We start from the raw sequence: 17,623 nt of genomic DNA, 5'->3' as shown, positions 1-17,623 counted from the left end.
ATAATTATTGATAATTCTTGATAGTTAGAACGAAAGAAACTGCCGCAGTCTGGCGGCCTGCTCCAGGGGAGCCAATAAGCCCTTCAGGAGAGACGCTGAGACCCTTCTCCAATTACGGGGGTAATTCGTGGGTTATGCCGCTCTCGCCAGATCGGTTGGACGGACAGCTCTTGATGGGCTGGCCGTGGCGGCGCTTGCCCTGACGGGTGCGATCCCGGTCGCCTGGGCCGAAACCGTCGAAATCCGTCTCGAGGCGAACCAGAGCATCCGGCAGATCTCGGAGCGGTACCTCGGTGACCCCGATCTCTGGCCTGAGATCCTCAAGGCCAGCAACCTGGCATCGGTTGCCCAGCTCTCGCCCGGCCAGCCGCTGCGGGTGCCGGTGGATCTCGTCGCCGCCGCCATGCGCGCCCTCGAGCGCTGTGCCGACCAGATCAGGCTGGCCAACCTCGCAGGCGCCCAGCTGTTCGCGCCGGACGAGATCGGCAGGGCCGTCGATCTCTACGACCGGGCGCTCGGCCGCCGGGTCGAGCGCGCCTGGGGCGACGCCAAGGATCTCGCCCTTGAATCCCACTCGGAGGCCACAAAGGCCCTCACCCTCTCGGAAGAGCGGCGCGACGAGGCCGCCGAGGCGCTGCTGAGCGACCGCAACGGAGAGGTCGAGGCGCAGAAGCCGAAGGACCTGGCGTGGAACGACGCCCAGCTCCGCGCCGTGCTGGTGGAGGAGGAGAAGGTCCGCACCCTGTCCGACTCGACGGCCCAGCTGACCTTCCGCGACGCCAGCCGGCTCAGGCTGAACGCCAATTCGAACGCGATCATCCAGGAGATGCGCTACGACCCGCTGACCCGGCATGAGGAGGCGAAGGTCAGCCTGGTCGAGGGCGACTTCTACGCCCTGCTCGGCAGCGACAGCGAGCGCACCAGCTTCGCCGTCGATATCCCGGAGGCGAAGGCCCGCATCGAATCCGGCGACTTCTGGGTCAGCAGCAACGCGTCCGGCGCCAGGTTCACCAACTACGACGATCGTCCCGTCGCCGTCGCGGCCGGCGGCGAGACGGTGGTGCTCGGTCGGAACGAGGGGCTCGTCCTCTCCGCCAAGGGCAAGGCCGGCGAGAAGCGCGACGTGCTCGGCGCGCCCCGGCTCTCCGCGCCGGCGAATGACGGCGTCGCCTACAACAGCGCGGCCGATCTCGCCTGGGCCGGCCCCGAGGGCGCCGGAGGCTACTGGCTCGAGATCGGTGCCGACCAGTCGTTCGACACCATGCTGGTGTCCGAGTTCGGGCTGCAGAAACCCGCCTTCCGCACCGAGCAGCTGCCGCCCGGCGAATACTACTGGCGGGTCTCGGCCCTCGACTCCTTCGGCCTGCCCGGCGAGCGCAGCGCCCCCTGGCGCTTCACCATGGTGATCGACAAGGTCGCGCCCTTCCTGCGGATCGAGGCGCCGGGCGAAGGCGCGATCGAGCGCGACGCCGCGATCGAGATCCGCGGCGAGACGGAGCCGGGGACTGTCGTCTCGGTGAACGGCCGTCCGGTCGAGGTCAGCGCCCTCGGGCGGATCGCCGGGCCGCTGGCGGCCAGCGAGGGAGAAAACCGCCTCGAAATCGTCGCGGCCGACCCAGCCGGCAATGTCACCCGCCTGCTGCGCAGCTTCAGCCACATGCCGGACCGGTCGGAGGCGGTCGTGCTGGACGCCTCGATACCTCGCGATCCGGCGGGCCGGATACTGGCCGGCGGCGATGTTGTTTCCCTCGCCGGCAGCACGAAGCCGGACTCCCGGATCGATATCGTCGGCGCCGACGGCGGCTTGCGCGGATCCGCGGCCAGCGATCCGGCCGGCCGCTTCGCCCTCAACATCGCGCTCGGCGCCGATGAGGACTCGCTCTCGATCGTCGTCACCGCCCCTTCCGGCTTCAGCACCGCGCAGAAGCTCGACATCGTGGTCGACCGCGAGCGGCCGACGATCACACTTTCCGAGGAGCTGCCCCGGCTCACCGCCTCTGAAACCGTGTTCGTCAAAGGGCAGGTCGCCAAGGCCGGCGCGACGCTGCTCCTCAACGGCGGCGAGGTCGTGCTGAAGGACGGCGCCTTCGACGAGATCCTCAATCTGCACGTCGGCGACAACCCGATCGAGCTGGTCGCCACCGACGGGCTTGGCAACACCGACGTTGCCCGCTTCACGGTCACGCTCGACGAAGAGCCGCCCCGGCTGGTCGCGGCCAAGCTCACGCCCGAAACCGGCGATGCCGGCTCCTTCGCGGCGCTCGAGGTCCGCGCCTCCGACGCCTCGGGACTCGCGGCGACCGCGCTCGCAACGGTGGGGTACGGGGCGGAGGCGGCCGACGGCGTGCTCCGGTTCAATCGCGCCACGCAGACCTATCAGGGCTCGATCCCGGTTCCGCGCGGAAGGCTGAAATCGGCGGCGGTCAGGCAGGTCGAGCTGACGGACGCCGCCGGCAACCGGCAGTCATACCGCATGGATTGAGCGGGAGATCATCAGGGAAGGTGTGGGCGGGGGCGATGGGCAAGACGGCGGGACATCCAGGGAAAACAGCGTTCGGCATCGCTCCGGTCATGCTGATGGGGGCTATGCTGGCGGGGGCATGGGCGTCGCCGGCGCAGGCCGAAGAGAGGCCGGCCCTGATCACCTTCGGCCGGGATGCGCCCACCCGGGAAGGCGATTTCTACCGCGAGCAGACGATCTATGTCAGCGTGCCGGAAGGCTCGACCGAGCGGCTGTGGATCAATGTGTTCGATCCCGGAATCGGCCCGGAATTCGACCAGACGATGGGGCCGGCCGGGGCGAACCGGACCCGCTATGCGGTGTTCGGCGGCTCCGGCACGTTTGCGATTCCCCCGCTGGTTCCCGCCGTTCCCTCGCCCGAGCAGTCGGCTGCGGGCACGCTGATCGCGGAGAAGACCTTTGGCGCGGAGCCGGAGGCGATCGGCCAGTGGCGGAATGTGGCCGTCGTCGATCCCCGCCAGGGCGAAGCCGTGGACGGGCGGCGGATCTTCCGCCTTCTGGTGCAGGGGCTCGAGGGGGCGGCCGGCAATGTCTATGACGTCGCGGTCAGCGCCCGCGAAACCCGGCAGGTGGAGCCCGAGGGGCTGGAGATCTTCGCGTACCGGCCGGTGGTCCGCGTCCCCGATCAGAAGACCTTCGCGCAGCTGCGGTTCCGCCCGCCGGCAGGGTCCGACCGGCTGGTGGTCCACGGCTTCGATCTGGCCCATGGATCCCTGCAACTGACGACCGCCTTCTCCTCGGTTCCGCTCAAGGCGTCCGGCCAGGATGAGTGGCGGACGACCGAGGTCTCTCCCGTCCCGGGCACGCCGGGGGCGGAGGCCGCTCTCGACTTCGGCCGGGGCGTGGAGATGCCGAACGACGCCACCTTCATGATCGCCGATGCCGCGGGCGCGCCGGTGCGGTTCGAGCTTCCGGTGACGCTGTGGCCGGCCCTCGTCCGGCCGAAGCCGGCGGTCGACCGGGTCGATCTCGCGGCCTGCGGGTCGGTCTCGTTCGATGCCGGCAGGTCCGTCGACCCGAAAGGCGGTCCGCTGACCTATCGCTGGGATTTCGGCGACGGCGCCACCGCCGACGGTCCGCTGGTCCGCCACGACTATGCGGCGCCGGGCCGGTACCAGGCCCGTATCGAGGTGCTCGGCTCCTCCGCCAGGATCGGCGACGGGGCCGCAACCGATCTCCCGGTCGACGTGCAGGTGCCGCCGGAAGCCCGCATCGCGTCCCCTGCATCCGCGGCAACGGGCGCCGAGGTCACGTTCGACGGCAGCGGGTCGGTGGCCGGCAGGCTGCCGATCCGGCGCCTGACCTGGCACTTCAACGACGGAGCCACCCTCGCCGGCGCCAAGGTCACCCGGCGCTTCGACAAGCCGGGCCGGTATCTCGCCAGCCTGACGGTCGATGACGGCTCGCGCGAGCCCTGCGGCGCCGACACCGCGGAGGCCTCGATCGTCGTCAACACGACGCCGGTCGCCGTCGCCGGCCCCGGCCGCCGCGTCGCGATGGGCGAAAGCATCGCCTTCGACGGCCGCCGCTCCTTCGATCCCGACGGCCGGATCACGGCCTATGCCTGGGATTTCGGCGACGGCACGGGCAGCACGGCCGCCGAGCCGCCCCATGCCTATGACAAGCCCGGCACCTATACCGTCGCGCTGACCGTCACGGACGACGCCGGCCTGCCCAATTCGACGGCATCGGCCACGGCCACGATCGTGGTCAACGCTCCGCCGCTGGCCGTTGCCGGCCTCGACCGGACCGCCGCCATCGGCGAGCCGCTGGTGTTCGACGGCTCGGCCTCCAGCGACCCGGATGGCCGCCTCCTGGCCTGGGACTGGGATTTCGGCGACGGCCGCTCGGGGACCGGGGAACAGACGACCTACGCCTTCAGCCAGCCCGGCCTCTATCGGGTCAAGCTGACCGTGCGGGACGATTCCGGCACCGATTCGGCGACCAATGAAAGCACGCTCAGCGTGCGGGTGAACGCCCCGCCGGTCGCGCTGGCCGGCGCCGATCAGCTGGTCACCGCCAGCGCCGTGACCTTCGACGGCACCGCCTCCACCGATGCGGACGATGCGATCGCGGACTACGCCTGGGATTTCGGCGACGGCAGCACCGGCACCGGACCCCGGCCGACCCATGTCTACGAGACCCATGGCCGATATCAGGTCCGCCTGACGGTGACCGACCGGTCGGGAACGAAGCTGAACGCGGCGGCCGACAGCCTGACCGTGGTGGTCAATGCCCGGCCGGTCGCCGACCCCGGGCCCGACCGGATCGTCGCCCCCGGCGAAAAGGTGGTGTTCGACGGCAGCCGCTCGCTCGACCAGGACGGCGACATCACCGACTACCGCTGGGACTTCCGCGACGGCAGCGTGGCAAAGGGCCGGGTCGCGTCGCACAGCTTCGCCCGGCCGGGGATCTATGACGTCAGGCTCGCAGTGGCCGACGACAGCGGCGATGCCGATGCCGTCGACTACAAGGAGGCCAGGATCACCGTCAACGCCGCGCCGGTAGCCGACCCGGGCGCCGACCGTATCGCCGCGCCCGGCGACGTGGTCCGGCTGAGCGCCGCGAACTCCTATGATCCGGATGGCAAGATCGTCAGCTATCGCTGGGATTTCAGCGACAGCGGCAAACCCGTATCCACCGCCCAGGTCGAGCGGACATTCACCGAGCCCGGGCTCTACACCGCCCGCCTCACCGTGGCCGACGACAGCGGCGCGTCCAACGGCTTCGAGTCCCGCGAGGTCGAGATCGCGGTCAATCACGCGCCGGTTGCCGACCCCGGCGATGATGAGGTGACCGAAAGCCTGGTCGTGTCCTTCGACGGCACCGCCTCGGTCGATCCGGACGGGGATGCCCTGACTTATCGCTGGGATTTCGGCGACGGCGCCTCCGCCACCGGCGCGACGGTGCAGCACACTTATGCCGTCGGGGGCACTTACCCGATCATCCTCGTCGTCGATGATGGCAAAGGCTTCCGGAACTCGGTCGACCAGGCCGCCCGATCCCTGATCATCCACAAGCCGCCGATCGCGAATGCCGGCGGCAACCGCGAGGTCTGCACCGGCGACGTGATCACCTTCGACGGATCGAAATCCGTCGATCCGCAGGGCGGTGCGCTGCGCTACACCTGGGATTTCGGCGACGGGACCAGCTCCGGCATCGTCAACCCGACCAAGACCTATCGCAGCGAAGGGGTCTATCCGGTCACTCTGTCGGTGAAGGACAGCGCCAACCTGTCGAACAGCGACGGTGTCGACCGGATCTCGGTCAAGGTCGATCAGGGCCCCTATGCCGATGCCGGGCCGGATATCGAAGCCTGCGCGATGTCCCCGATCGATTTCGACGCCTCGCGCTCCTTCGACCCGAACGGGACGATCAAGCGCTACGACTGGGATTTCGGCGACGGCAAATCCGCGATCGGTGAGAAGCCGAACCATATCTACGAACATCCCGGCGATTACCGTGTGTTCCTGAAGATCGAAGGCCAGCGCTTCGGCAAATGCGATCCGCACTCCACCGACGAGATGTCGGTCCGGATCCTGCAAGGGCCGGTCGTCAAGATCGTCGCCCGGGCGTCGGCGCCGCTCGGCCACGTCACCTTCGACGGTTCGGGCTCCGCCATGCCGGGCGGCAGGATCACCGGCTGGAGCTGGGATTTCGGCGACGGCAAGACCGCCGAGGGTGCGGTCGTCACACACCGCTTCACCGAACCCGGCCGGAAGAAGGTCACCCTGACCGTGACCAGCGATTCGTCCTCGCCCACCTGCCAGCGGGTGGCCGGCACGCATGTCGTGGACATCAACGCCCCGCCCGTCGCCGTGATCACGGCGCCCGAGAGCATCTCCCAGGGCGAGGAGCTGCTGCTCGATGCCGGGCGATCGCATGATCCGGACGGGGCGATCGCCGCCTACAGCTGGGATTTCGGCGACGGCGAGACGGCGACCGGGGTCCGGGTCAACCATCGTTTTACGACCGCCGGCATCCGCAAGCTGCGCCTGACGGTCGCCGACGAGGCCGGCGTGGAGAACTCGTCCGCGACGGTCGAGCAGATGCTGGTGGTGCGCCCGCCGCCCGCGCCCGAGATCGGCCTGCCGGCGGCGGCCTGCATGGGCGAGGATGTCCGCCTTGTCGTCGACCCCGCCGCGAAGCCGGCTGGTGCGGGCTGGCGTGACGCCGGCGTGAAGGACGGTGCCCGCACCTTTGTCCGGCGGTTCGAGCACCCGGGCCGCTACGACGTGACGGTCATCCCCGATGACGGCCATGCCCTGGCGGTCAGCCGCCGGCCGCAGACCCGCATCCTGCACGTGAACCGTCCGCCGGTGCCGGTGCCGGGCCCGCAGCGCCTGGTCTGCCCGATGACCGAGGTCGCCTTCGACGGCACGTCGTCCTACGACGATGACGGCCAGATCGTCCGCTATCGGTGGGATTTCGGCGACGGCGAGAGCGCCCAGGACGCGAAGGCCACCCATGTCTTCGCAAAGCCGGGGACCTATGATGTCGTGCTGACCGTCACCGACGACACGGAGTCGAGCTGCGCCGCCGCCAGCCGGTCGACGCGGGTCGTGGTCAACACGCCGCCGATCGCCGATGCCGGACCGCCTTTCGAAGCCTTTGTCGGCGGCGCGGCGGATGCCGTGCTGCTTGACGGCTCGCGCTCCAGTGACCCTGACGGCGGTGCCCTGACGCAGGTGTGGCGGCTCGGCGACGGCACGGTCGAGACCGGCGAGCGCGTCCGCCACCTGTTCCGGCAGACCGGCGAGATCCCGGTGGCGCTCACGGTCACCGACAGCTCGGGGCTGCCCTGCGGCGTGGCGACCGACGACACTGTCGCCACGGTCCGCCGGCGGTCGCCGCTGCAGGTGACCGAGACGCCCGCGCCCGGACCCCAGGAGTGAGCTCGCTGTCCTGGATCCTGTCGCTGAGCCTTCGCCGCAAGCTGCTGCTGTTCTCCGCGCTGATCGCGGCGCTGCCGCTGCTGTTCGCCGGGCAGTCGCTGATCCGGATCGCCCGCGACGAGATGAAGAGCTCGGCCAATGAGCGGCTCGTCACCACGGTCCGCGAGGTCACCGGCCAGATCGACGACATCTATGAGCGTGCCTGGCTGGCCCCCCTCCTGATGATCCGCAGCGCCGTCGACAGCGAGCAGGCGAGCGTCGGCGAGAAGGTCGCCATCCTCACCCATGGCATTGCCCAGCTGCCGGATATCGTCGCGCTGCAGATCACCCTCGATGGCGGCCGCCTGCCGCTGGTGATCTCGCAGAACCGGTTCAGCACGACGCTCACGGAAGCGGGCATCCAGCCTTTGGACGTGCTGCGCGTGCCGCCGGAGGTGATCCTCGCCGCGATGCCCGATGCGGGAACGGCGGCGCGGGTCACCGCCGTCGATTACGAGCCGAAGACCGATTCCTGGCTCGCCACCGTGGTCCTCCCGCTCGACAGCCGCTTCAGCGGGGCGCGGTCGGTGCTCTCGGCGCGGATCGATCTGCGCCGCATCCGGGATTTCATCGCCAGCCAGCCGTTCCGCCAGGTCGGCACGATCACCACGGTCGACGCGCGGGGGCGGAAGCTGTTCGACCCGGAGCTGGACGAGGCCGGCGGCGTCAAGCAGCTGAGCCGGCGCGAAATCGTGAGCAAGGCCCTCGCCGCGCGCGTGGGCGATCAGGCCCGCGCCATCAGCGTCGACACCTATGCGCGGCCGGACGGCACCGCGATGCTCGGCACCTTCGCCTTCGCCCGCAGCTTCGATTGGACCGTCATCGTCGAGCAGAAGGAGGCCGATGCGTATTACGCCGCCGACGTCATGATCGAGAGCCTTGTCTATTGGGTGATCGGCGGGCTCGCCGTCGCCGTGCTGGGGGCGGCGGTGTTCGCCCACCGCATCAGCCGCCCGATCCTCTCGATCGGAGAGGCGGCGAACGAGGTGGCCAAGGGAAACTACCGTATCCAGGTCCGGAACGTGCGCTCCAGGGACGAGATCGGCGAGCTGGCGAAGCGCATGAACAACATGATCGTGCAAATCAACGAACGCTTCGAACTGGCTAAATTCGTGTCCCACGGCACGATGGATGCGATCCGGCAGTCGGACGAAGCCGGCGTTCGCCTGGGCGGCAGCCGCTGCGAGGTCGCGATCCTCTTCGCCGACATCCGCGGCTACACGGCCTTCGCCGAAAGCCGCGACCCGGAGACGGTGGTCGAGACGCTGAACTTCTATCTCGCGGCCCAGGCCGATCTGGTGGCCGCCCACAATGGCGACATCGACAAATTCGTCGGCGACCAGGTCATGGCCGTGTTCCAAGGCCCGACCATGGCCGCCGACGCCCTGCGCTGCGCCGCGGCCATGCAGACGCACATGGCCGACGTTTCGGCCGCCAGCCCCGACCGGGATCTCGCGATCGGCATCGGTATTGATATGGGCGAGGTGGTGATGGGCGCGATCGGCGCACGGAATCGCATGGACTTCACCGTGCTCGGGGATCACGTCAACATTGCCGCCCGCCTGTGCTCCGCCGCCAAGCCGGGACAGACGCTCGCGACCATCGCCGTGGTCGATGGTGCGACTGGCCTGGACCTGCCGCTCGCGTTCCGGGCGCTCGACCCGATCGCTCTCAAGGGCAAGAGCGCGCCGCTCAGCGTCTATGACATCCAGCCGGCGAGCCGCGCGGTTGCCTGAAGCGACCGGGGGCCTGCAGCCTGGCCCATGTCAATGGAAGCGCCGCTGCGAAGGCCGCCAGCGCGGCGTCAGAGCCTCATTGCCAATCAGCCATCTCGTACAGCGGCCGGATTTCGATCTCGCTCGGTCCCGGCATGGGATTGGGGCAGCGCTTCACCCAGGCGACCGCCTCGTCCATGTCCTTGACGTCCCAGAGCCAGAAGCCGGCGACCAGCTCCCGGGTCTCGGCGAAAGGCCCGTCGATGACCGTACGGCCGGGACCGTCGAATGCAACGCGCTTGCCCTGCGAGGAGGGCTTGAGGCCGTCGGCCATAACCAGGATGCCGGCCTTGCGCAGCTCATCATTGTATCTGCCCATCGCCTCCATCATCGCCATGGTCTCGGGCGTGGGGACAAAGCCCTTTTCGCTGTCGTCGGTCGCCTTCACCAACACCATCACGCGCATCGTCCGTCTCCTTGTCAGAACCGGCCGCAACGGCCTGGTACCGGAACGACGAACGGGGTTTCCGGAAATCGACATTGCCCGGCACTTTTTTGCACCGAGTGCGGCTGGCTGGCGAACCACGAACACGCAGCAGGCACGGACCGATCCCCTCAAAATGGGGGATCGACTGCCCCTGGCAGCGCGGCGCTAAATACGCGCGGATGCCGTGGTCTTAGGCGCCATCCAGTCCGACCCGGGGCTATCCCCACCACGCTCCGGGTCGGACTGAATCCCGGCAGCCCCGGTCACAGGTCGCGCAGGTCGGGGCGATAGTCCTATCTTCGCCGGGAATTCGGCGGGCACAGATCACCACGGGACAGTGCGGCCCAGATAGTCGAGATACTGCAGGCCCGGGGTTTCCTGCTTCGCGATGAGGACGTTCACCAGGCTGGGAACGCTCTCCTCGATGGAGAGCCTTGCGTGCGGGCCGCCCAGCTCGGTGCGGACCCAGCCTGGCGCCATCACCACCATGGCGCGCGATGTCCCGGCCCGGCGGGCCGCAAAGCTTCGCATGAACATGTTCAGGGCCGCCTTGCTGCCGCGATACAGCTCTCGCTGGCCGGTCTCGTTGTTGCCGATGCTGCCTTGCCCGGACGACATCACCCCGATCAGACCCGTCGCGGCAACGCAGGGCTCCAGGCTCTCGATCACCCGCATCGGGCTCAGCGAATTGGTGACCATGACCTGGACGAAATCATCGGTCGATACCTCGCCGATCGTCTGCGTCGGGTCCCGGTTGGCGATCCCGGCATTGACGAACAGCATGTCGAACATCCGGCCGGACAGGCGGTCGCGCAGCGCCGCGATCTGACCGGGCTCGCAGATGTCGAGCATCTCGATCTCGACCCGGCCGCTGTACTCGTCCGCCAGGTCGTGCAGCGAGGTTCCCCCACCGCGCACCGTGCCGACGACGTTCCATCCCTGTTTCAGGAACTCGGCCGCCATGGCATGGCCGAGACCGCGTGACGCGCCGATGAGCAGAATGGTGCGGCGGTGCTGATCGATGGAGAGGGGCATGGGCTCGATGCCTTCGCTGGTGACGCAGGCCGCTGATATGACGGACCGTGCCGGTTTGCACCAGACGCACAGGAATCAATGAATGATTGCATCTGACGCTATGCTTGGCCGGGCCGATGGGGCTATCCCAGGGCCATGCAAAGCGTGGATCTCAACCTCCTCGTCGCGCTGGACGCGCTGCTCGCCGAGCGCAGCGTGACCGGAGCGGCCCGCCGGCTCGGTCTGAGTCCCTCTGCCATGAGCCGGACGCTGGCGCGGCTTCGCCTCGCGACGGGTGATCCGCTGCTGGTACAGGCCGGCCGTGCCCTCGCCGCCACACCCTATGCCGAAGAGTTGAGCAGCCGTGTCCATGCGCTCGCCCATGACGCCCAGGCGGTGCTTCGGCCGGCCGCCGGACGGTTGGACCTTGCCGCACTGCGTCGAATCTTCACGATCCGCGCCGGCGAGGGGTTCGTGGAACTCCTGGCTGCTCCGCTGATGGCGGCAATCACCGCTGTTGCCCCGCATGTCCGCCTCCGCTTTGCGCCGAAGCCCGACAAGGATGCCAAACCGCTTCGGGAAGGGCTGATCGATCTGGAGATCGGGGTGCTCGGGACCGCGGCGCCGGAAGTACGGACCCAGTTGCTGTTCCGGGACCGGCGTGTCGGCGTCGCCCGGACCGGGCATCCGCTTCTGGCGGCCGGCAGTGTGACGCCGGAACGCTATGCCGCCTGCAGCCATGTCGTGGCGTCGCGCGAGGGGGATTTCTTCGAGCCGGTCGACGATGCGTTGGCGGAGCTGGGCCTGAAGCGGACGGTGCTCCTCGTCGTTCCGGGGCATCCCGATGCGATGCGGGTCGCCCGCCGTTCGGACCTGGTCGCGGTCGTGCCGCGGTCGTGCCTCGGCAATGCCCTGGCGGCCGATCATGCCGCCAGTCTCGGGCTCGAGAGCTTCGAATTGCCGGTCCGGACGCCGGAATTCGCCATATCCGCCATCTGGCATCCGCGCCTGGATGCCGACCCCGCGCATCGCTGGCTTCGCGACACCATCATGGCGGTGGGCCGGAATGCCTATCCGTGAGCGCATGCCATTTCGCGGTTGTCTGGACGGGCTGAAACCGGTTTACTAAACCGGTTTCAGCAGCTAGCGTGATGGTCGGAGGCAGGATGGCGACCATACGCGACGTCGCGCGGGAGGCGGGTGTTTCACCGGCCACGGTCTCGCGCTACCTGAACCGCAATATCGAGCTGCCGGCGGAGACCGCCGGGCGGATCGATGCCGCGTCGAAGCGGCTGGACTATCGCCCGAACCTGCTGGCCAAGCGCCTCAGCCTCGGCAGCTCCGAGACCATCGGCCTGGTCACGCCCGAGATCGCCAACCCGTTCTTCGCCGCGCTGGCCGCGGCGGCAGAGGCCGAGGCACGGCACGCCGGCTTCTCGATCCTCTTGAGCAGCACCGGTGGCGACCTGGAGATGGAGGCCGCCAGCATCGACCGGCTGGCCGCCCGCCATGTCGACGGCCTGCTGGTGCTGACCAACCGGGTTGATGACGGCCGCCTGCGGGACCTGATCGACGGGCGCACCGACGTCGTCCTGCTCGACGAGGACGTGCCGGGCGCCAGGGTCACCCGGATCTTCGTCGAGAACGAGGCCGGCGCCTGTGACGCCACTCGCCACCTGATTGCGGCCGGGCATCGCCGCATCGCCCATATCGGCGGGCCGGAGCAGCTGCTGAGCAGCCGCGAGCGCTTCGCCGGCTTCGCCCAGGCGATGGCCGGGGCCGGGCTGGCGGTCGCGGACGGCATGGTCCGGTTCGGCGCCTATGAGCGGGAGTTCGGGCGCGACGCCACCCGGGCGATCCTCGCCGAGGGCCGGCCCACCGCCGTGTTCAGCGGCAGCGACTACATCGCCATCGGCGTGCTGCAGGAGCTGGCGACCCGCGGCCTGTCTGTGCCGGGCGACCTTTCGCTCGCCAGCTTCGACGACATGCCTTTCGCGGACCTCCTCAGCCCACCGATCACCACCGTGCGCCAGCCGATCGAGGCACTCGGCCGGCTCGGCATCCGGACGCTGCTGGCGCAGATCCGGGGCGAGGAGACGCCGCCGATCCAACGCCTGCCCACCGAACTGGTGATCCGAAAATCCGTCGGACCGCCGCCGGGGCAGGCCAACGCGGCAGGCTGATCGCGACACCTGCCGCCGGGGAAGAAACGCGACAACAACACCACGCAGAGGAGAGCTTCATGACCCGACTGAACGCACTGATGTCCGCCGCGGCGCTGGCCGGCACGGCGATGCTGGCCTTCACCGCCCAGGCGCGGGCCGAGACCATCGCGCTGGTGACCATCAACCAGCAGGCCCTGTTCTTCAACCAGATCAACCAGGGCGCGCAGAAGGCGGCCGATGCCGCCGGCGCCAAGCTGGTGATCTTCAACGCCAACAACGTGCCCAGCGCCCAGAACGACGCGATCGAGAACTACATCACCCAGAAGGTCGATGGCATCGTGCTGGTGGCGATCGACGTCAACGGGGTGAAGCCGGCGATCACCGCGGCCAAGCAGGCCGGCATTCCGGTGATCGCGGTCGACGCCCAGATCCCGGACGGCGACAACGCCGCCTTCGTCGGCGTCGACAACCTCAAGGCCGGCGAGGAGATCGGCAAGCACACCGCCGACTACGTCAAGGCGCAGATGGGCGGCAGCGCCAAGCTCGGCGTCATCGGCGCGCTGAACTCCTTCATCCAGAACCAGCGGCTGGACGGGTTCAAGAAGGCGCTCGCCGCCTCGGGCGTGAAGGTCGACATCGTCGACACGGTGGACGGCCAGAACGTCCAGGACGTCGCCCTGACGGCGTCGGAGAACCTGATGACCGCCAACCCGGCCATGACCGCGCTCTACGCCACCGGCGAGCCGGCGCTGATCGGTGCCGTCTCCGCCGTCACCAGCCAGGGCCGCACCGGCGACATCAAGGTGTTCGGCTGGGACCTGACCGCCCAGGCGATCGCCGGCATCGATTCCGGCTGGGTCGCCGCCGTGGTGCAGCAGGACCCGGCGACCGAGGGCAAGGTCGCAGTCGAGAGCCTGCTGAAGCTGAAGAAGGGCGAGAAAGTGCCGGCGATCATCAACGTGCCGGTCACCATCGTCACCAAGGCCAATGTCGACCAGTTCCGCGGCATGTTCAAGTAACCCGCCGAGGCTGCCCCTTCGCCCGGAGGGGCAGCCGCCGTCGCAGCGATCAAGCATGGAGGGACTGTTGGACGAACCCGTCCGCGTCCGCATGAGCGGCATCTGCAAGCGCTATGGCGCGATCCAGACGCTCGAGAATGTCGACCTGACCCTGCGCCGCGGCGAGGTGCTGGGGCTGGTCGGCGACAACGGCGCCGGCAAGTCGACGCTGAGCAAGGTGCTGTCCGGCGCCGTGATCCCGGATGCCGGCACGATCGAGATCGACGGCGCCGCGGTGCACTTCGACAGCCCGGCCGATGCCCGCCGGCACCATGTCGAGATGGTCTACCAGGATCTGTCGCTGTGCGACACGGTCGACGTCGCCGGTAATTTGTTCCTGGGGCGCGAGCCGCGGCGCGGCATGCTCGGCCTGTCCTTCCTCGACAAGGGGCGGATGCATGCCGAGGCGCGGACGATGCTGGACGGGCTGGGCATCCGCATCCCCAACACCTGGCTGAAGGTCGAGAACCTGTCGGGCGGCCAGCGCCAGAGCATCGCCATCGGCCGCGCCGCGTCCTTCGACCCCAAGGTGCTGATCATGGACGAGCCGACCGCGGCGCTGGCCGTCGCCGAGGTCGAGGCGGTGCTGGAGCTGATCCGCACGGTCAGCGCCCGCGGCGTCAGTGTCATCCTGATCACCCACCGGCTGCAGGACCTGTTCCTGGTCTGCGACCGCATCCAGGTGATGTATGAGGGCCGCGCCATCGCCGAGCGAAACATCGCCGACACCAATATCGAGGAGGTCGTCGACCTGATCGTCGGCCGCAAGTTCACCGCCCGCTCGGCCCGCATGGCCGCGGGCCCGGAGGCGCGGGCATGAGCGCGGCGGGGAGCAATGCGATGACCGAGGAGCGGGGCGCGGCCAAGGCCGACCGGCCGCCGGGGCTGCGCCACCAGGTGATGGCCAATGGCGGCGTCGCCAGCATCTTCCTGTTCTTCCTGGCGGTCTGCATCCTGTTCGGCCTGGTCACGGACGCCTTCCTGACCGAGGCGAACATCCTGAACATCCTGCGGCAGAGCGCGCCGCTGCTGATCGTCGCCACGGCGATGACCTTCGTCATCACCACCGGCGGCATCGACCTGTCGGTCGGCTCGATGCTCGGCCTGGTCGGCGCCCTGTCGGCGGTGGCGCTGCAGGCCGGCGTGCCCTGGCCGCTGGCCCTGATCGGCCTGGTGCTGCTGGGCGCCATGATCGGCGCGGTGCAGGGCTTCTTCATCGCCTATGAGGGCATCCCGGCCTTCATCGTCACCCTGGCCGGGCTCGGCATCATCCGCGGCGTGGCGCTGCTGATCACCCAGGGCTATTCGATCCCGGTCGATCCCGGCAGCGCCTTCGTCATCATCGGCCGCGGCTGGGTGGCCGGGCTGCCGCTGCCGGCGATCATCGCGGTCGCGGTGCTGGCGCTCGGCGTCCTGATCTTCACCCAGACCCGGTTCGGCCGCTACGTCACCGGCATCGGCGCCAATGCCGAGGCGGTGCGCCGCGCCGGGGTGAACATCCGGCGGGTGACGATGCTGGTCTATGTCCTGTCCGGCGCCGCCGCGGCGCTGGCCGCCGTTGTGATCGCGGCGCGGCTGGGCAGCGGCTCGGCCAATGCCGGGGCGGGGTTCGAGCTCGACGTCATCGCCGCGGTAGTGCTGGGCGGCACCAGCCTGTTCGGCGGCCGGGGCACCATGATCGGCACCGTGCTGGGCGCCCTGACCGTGGCGGTGATCGGCAACGGCCTGATCCTGGCCCATATGTCGCCGTTCCTGACGCCCATCATCACGGGCGTGATCATCCTGATCGCGATCTGGCTCAACTTCCGGATCTTCCGGACCACGACCCGCCGCTGAGGGCCACCATGACGACCACAGAAAGCACCATCGGCGTGCGCTCCGGCCAGGTCATGACCGTGCTGGGGCCGATCCCGGTCGCGGCCATGGGCGTGACCCTGATGCACGAGCACATCCTGCTCGACACCTCCAGCTGGTGGCGCCGGCCCTGCTGCGCCAGCCATATCGCCCTGGCCGAGAAGCCGATCGACATCACCATGATCGGCGAGCTGCGGATGAACCCGTTCCTGAACCGGGACAACTGCTTCCTGCTCGACACCGACCTGGCGGTGGAGGAGCTGGGCAAATTCGCCGAGCTGGGCGGCGCCACCGTGGTCGACCCGACCTGCCTCGGCATCGGCCGCGATCCGGAGGCGCTGCAGCGCATCAGCCGCCGCACCGGGCTGAACATCGTCATGGGCGCGGGCTATTACCTCGGCCAGTCCCATCCCGCCGAGGTGCGGACCATGGACGCCGACACCATCGCCGAGATGATCGTGCGCGACGTCGGTGGGGCGCCGCCGCCGGAGGATGATGACGCGCCGGTGATCCCGGCCGGGCTGATCGGCGAGATCGGCGTCAGCAAGGACTTCACGGCCGAGGAGGAGAAGTCGCTGCGCGGCGCCGCCCGCGCCGCGCGCCGCACCGGCGTGCCGCTGTCGATCCACTTGCCGGGGTGGGAGCGGCTGGCCCATCGCGTGCTGGACGTGATCGAGGAGGAGGGGGCGGATCTGCGGCACACCGTGCTGTGCCACATGAACCCGAGCCACTCCGACCTCACCTACCAGCGGGCGCTGGCCGACCGTGGCGCCTTCCTGGAGTACGACATGATCGGCATGGACTACTATTATGCCGACCAGAAGGCGCAGTCGCCGAGCGACGAGGAGAACGCCCGGGCGATCGTCAGCCTGATCGAGTCCGGCCATGAAGACCGGCTGCTGCTGTCGCAGGACGTGTTCCTGAAGATGATGCTGACCCGCTATGGCGGCTTCGGCTACGGCTACATCCTGAAGCATTTCGTGCCGCGGCTGCGCCGGCACGGCGTCGATCGCGCGACGATCGACCGGCTGCTGATCGACAATCCGCGGCGCGTCTTCTCCGCCGCCCACAACACCAAGGCCTGACTTATGGCGAAGCACAAGATCCTGCTGGCGGGCGAATCCTGGGTCTCGACCGCGACCCACATCAAGGGCTTCGACCAGTTCCCGACCGTGACCTACCACCAGGGCGCCGAGCCGCTGCTGGAGGCGCTGAAGGACTCGCCCTTCGACATCCACTACATGCCGGCACATCTGGCGCAGCGCGACTTCCCGCAGACGCTCGAGGGCCTGCAGGCCTATGATGCCGTGATCCTGTCCGACATCGGCGCCAACACGCTGCTGCTGCACCCGGACACCTGGGTCCACAGCAAGCGCACGCCGAACCGGCTGAAGCTGCTGCGCGACTATGTCCGCGGCGGCGGCGGCCTGCTGATGTTCGGCGGCTATTACAGCTTCCAGGGCATCAATGGCGGCGCCCGCTTCCACAAGACCGCGGTGGAGGAGGCGCTGCCGGTCGAGATCCTGCCGGTCGACGACCGTGTCGAGGTGCCGGAGGGCTTCGATCCGAAGCTGGTCGCCGACCACCCGATCCTGGCCGGGCTGCCGGGCCCGTGGCCGGCGCTGCTCGGCTTCAACGAGGTCAGGCCGAAGCCGGGCGCCCAGGTGCTGGCCACGGTCGGCGCCGAATACGGCGACCTGCCGCTGCTCGTGATCGGCGAGTACGGGACGGGCCGCACCCTGGCCTGGACCTCCGACATCGGCCCGCACTGGCTGCCGCCGGACTTCGCCGCCTGGGACGGCTATGGCCGCCTGTGGTCCCAGGCCCTGGCCTGGACGATCGGGAAAGGCTGAGGAGCCGCTGGTGCCTTCACTC

At 69.0% G+C, this 17,623-nt stretch carries 12 protein-coding genes; 10 read left to right on the top strand and 2 right to left on the bottom strand.

Going from position 1 to position 17,623, the window contains the following annotated elements; all coding sequences use genetic code 11:
• Window positions 1-184 precede the first annotated feature (184 nt).
• From QFZ27_RS34125 to QFZ27_RS34115, 3 genes are all read left to right on the top strand, one after another.
• Complete coding sequence (locus QFZ27_RS34125) at window positions 185-2,482, top strand: FecR domain-containing protein (protein ID WP_429230951.1); 2,298 nt, start codon at window positions 185-187, stop codon at window positions 2,480-2,482.
• 104 nt (window positions 2,483-2,586) lie between these two features.
• Complete coding sequence (locus QFZ27_RS34120; protein WP_429230949.1) at window positions 2,587-7,416, top strand: PKD domain-containing protein; 4,830 nt, start codon at window positions 2,587-2,589, stop codon at window positions 7,414-7,416.
• A complete protein-coding gene (locus QFZ27_RS34115) occupies window positions 7,413-9,191 on the top strand; it encodes an adenylate/guanylate cyclase domain-containing protein (protein ID WP_429230948.1) in 1,779 nt (592 codons plus the stop codon). Before QFZ27_RS34120 ends, QFZ27_RS34115 begins: the two co-directional genes overlap by 4 nt.
• A 76-nt stretch (window positions 9,192-9,267) precedes the next feature.
• On the opposite strand, the gene QFZ27_RS34110 is transcribed toward QFZ27_RS34115, so the two are convergent.
• A complete protein-coding gene (locus QFZ27_RS34110) occupies window positions 9,268-9,636 on the bottom strand; it encodes a YciI family protein (protein WP_429230946.1) in 369 nt (122 codons plus the stop codon).
• Between the two features lie 345 nt (window positions 9,637-9,981).
• The gene (locus QFZ27_RS34105) at window positions 9,982-10,692 is read right to left on the bottom strand and encodes an SDR family NAD(P)-dependent oxidoreductase (RefSeq protein WP_429230944.1); all 711 of its coding nucleotides are present in this window, start codon (window positions 10,690-10,692) and stop codon (window positions 9,982-9,984) included.
• Window positions 10,693-10,827: 135 nt separating this feature from the next.
• On the opposite strand from QFZ27_RS34105, the gene QFZ27_RS34100 reads away from it, so the two are divergent.
• From QFZ27_RS34100 to QFZ27_RS34070, 7 genes are all read left to right on the top strand, one after another.
• Complete coding sequence (locus QFZ27_RS34100) at window positions 10,828-11,751, top strand: LysR family transcriptional regulator (RefSeq protein WP_429230942.1); 924 nt, start codon at window positions 10,828-10,830, stop codon at window positions 11,749-11,751.
• 86 nt (window positions 11,752-11,837) lie between these two features.
• The gene (locus QFZ27_RS34095) at window positions 11,838-12,854 is read left to right on the top strand and encodes a LacI family DNA-binding transcriptional regulator (protein ID WP_429230941.1); all 1,017 of its coding nucleotides are present in this window, start codon (window positions 11,838-11,840) and stop codon (window positions 12,852-12,854) included.
• 59 nt (window positions 12,855-12,913) lie between these two features.
• Window positions 12,914-13,855 (top strand): ABC transporter substrate-binding protein, encoded by a 942-nt coding sequence (locus QFZ27_RS34090; protein ID WP_429230940.1) that lies wholly within the window; start codon window positions 12,914-12,916, stop codon window positions 13,853-13,855.
• Window positions 13,856-13,922: 67 nt separating this feature from the next.
• The gene (locus QFZ27_RS34085) at window positions 13,923-14,714 is read left to right on the top strand and encodes an ATP-binding cassette domain-containing protein (protein WP_429230939.1); all 792 of its coding nucleotides are present in this window, start codon (window positions 13,923-13,925) and stop codon (window positions 14,712-14,714) included.
• A gap of 20 nt (window positions 14,715-14,734) precedes the next feature.
• Entirely contained in the window at window positions 14,735-15,730 is a 996-nt protein-coding gene (locus tag QFZ27_RS34080; protein ID WP_429230938.1) for an ABC transporter permease, read from the top strand.
• Between the two features lie 8 nt (window positions 15,731-15,738).
• Window positions 15,739-16,833, top strand: a complete 1,095-nt coding sequence (locus tag QFZ27_RS34075) for a phosphotriesterase family protein (protein WP_429230937.1) — start codon at window positions 15,739-15,741, stop codon at window positions 16,831-16,833.
• A gap of 3 nt (window positions 16,834-16,836) precedes the next feature.
• Window positions 16,837-17,601: a glutamine amidotransferase gene (locus QFZ27_RS34070; protein ID WP_429230935.1), complete on the top strand. Its 765-nt coding sequence runs from the start codon at window positions 16,837-16,839 to the stop codon at window positions 17,599-17,601.
• Window positions 17,602-17,623 lie beyond the last annotated feature (22 nt).

It is taken from the genome of Inquilinus ginsengisoli (assembly GCF_050434925.1).
Taxonomy (GTDB): Bacteria; Pseudomonadota; Alphaproteobacteria; order DSM-16000; family Inquilinaceae; genus Inquilinus; species Inquilinus ginsengisoli_B.
Note: the sequence above shows the minus strand (reverse complement) of the source record. Positions and strands in the feature narration are given on the sequence as shown.

Bases quoted from the DNA above. Each gene is read 5' to 3' on its own strand.
- QFZ27_RS34075 (WP_429230937.1), top strand. From the start codon at position 15,739: ATGACGACCACAGAAAGCACCATCGGCGTGCGCTCCGGCCAGGTCATG.
- QFZ27_RS34080 (WP_429230938.1), top strand. From the start codon at position 14,735: ATGACCGAGGAGCGGGGCGCGGCCAAGGCCGACCGGCCGCCGGGGCTG.
- QFZ27_RS34100 (WP_429230942.1), top strand. From the start codon at position 10,828: ATGCAAAGCGTGGATCTCAACCTCCTCGTCGCGCTGGACGCGCTGCTC.
- QFZ27_RS34105 (WP_429230944.1), bottom strand. From the start codon at position 10,692: ATGCCCCTCTCCATCGATCAGCACCGCCGCACCATTCTGCTCATCGGC.
- QFZ27_RS34070 (WP_429230935.1), top strand. From the start codon at position 16,837: ATGGCGAAGCACAAGATCCTGCTGGCGGGCGAATCCTGGGTCTCGACC.
- QFZ27_RS34095 (WP_429230941.1), top strand. From the start codon at position 11,838: ATGGCGACCATACGCGACGTCGCGCGGGAGGCGGGTGTTTCACCGGCC.
- QFZ27_RS34110 (WP_429230946.1), bottom strand. From the start codon at position 9,636: ATGCGCGTGATGGTGTTGGTGAAGGCGACCGACGACAGCGAAAAGGGC.
- QFZ27_RS34090 (WP_429230940.1), top strand. From the start codon at position 12,914: ATGACCCGACTGAACGCACTGATGTCCGCCGCGGCGCTGGCCGGCACG.
- QFZ27_RS34120 (WP_429230949.1), top strand. From the start codon at position 2,587: ATGCTGGCGGGGGCATGGGCGTCGCCGGCGCAGGCCGAAGAGAGGCCG.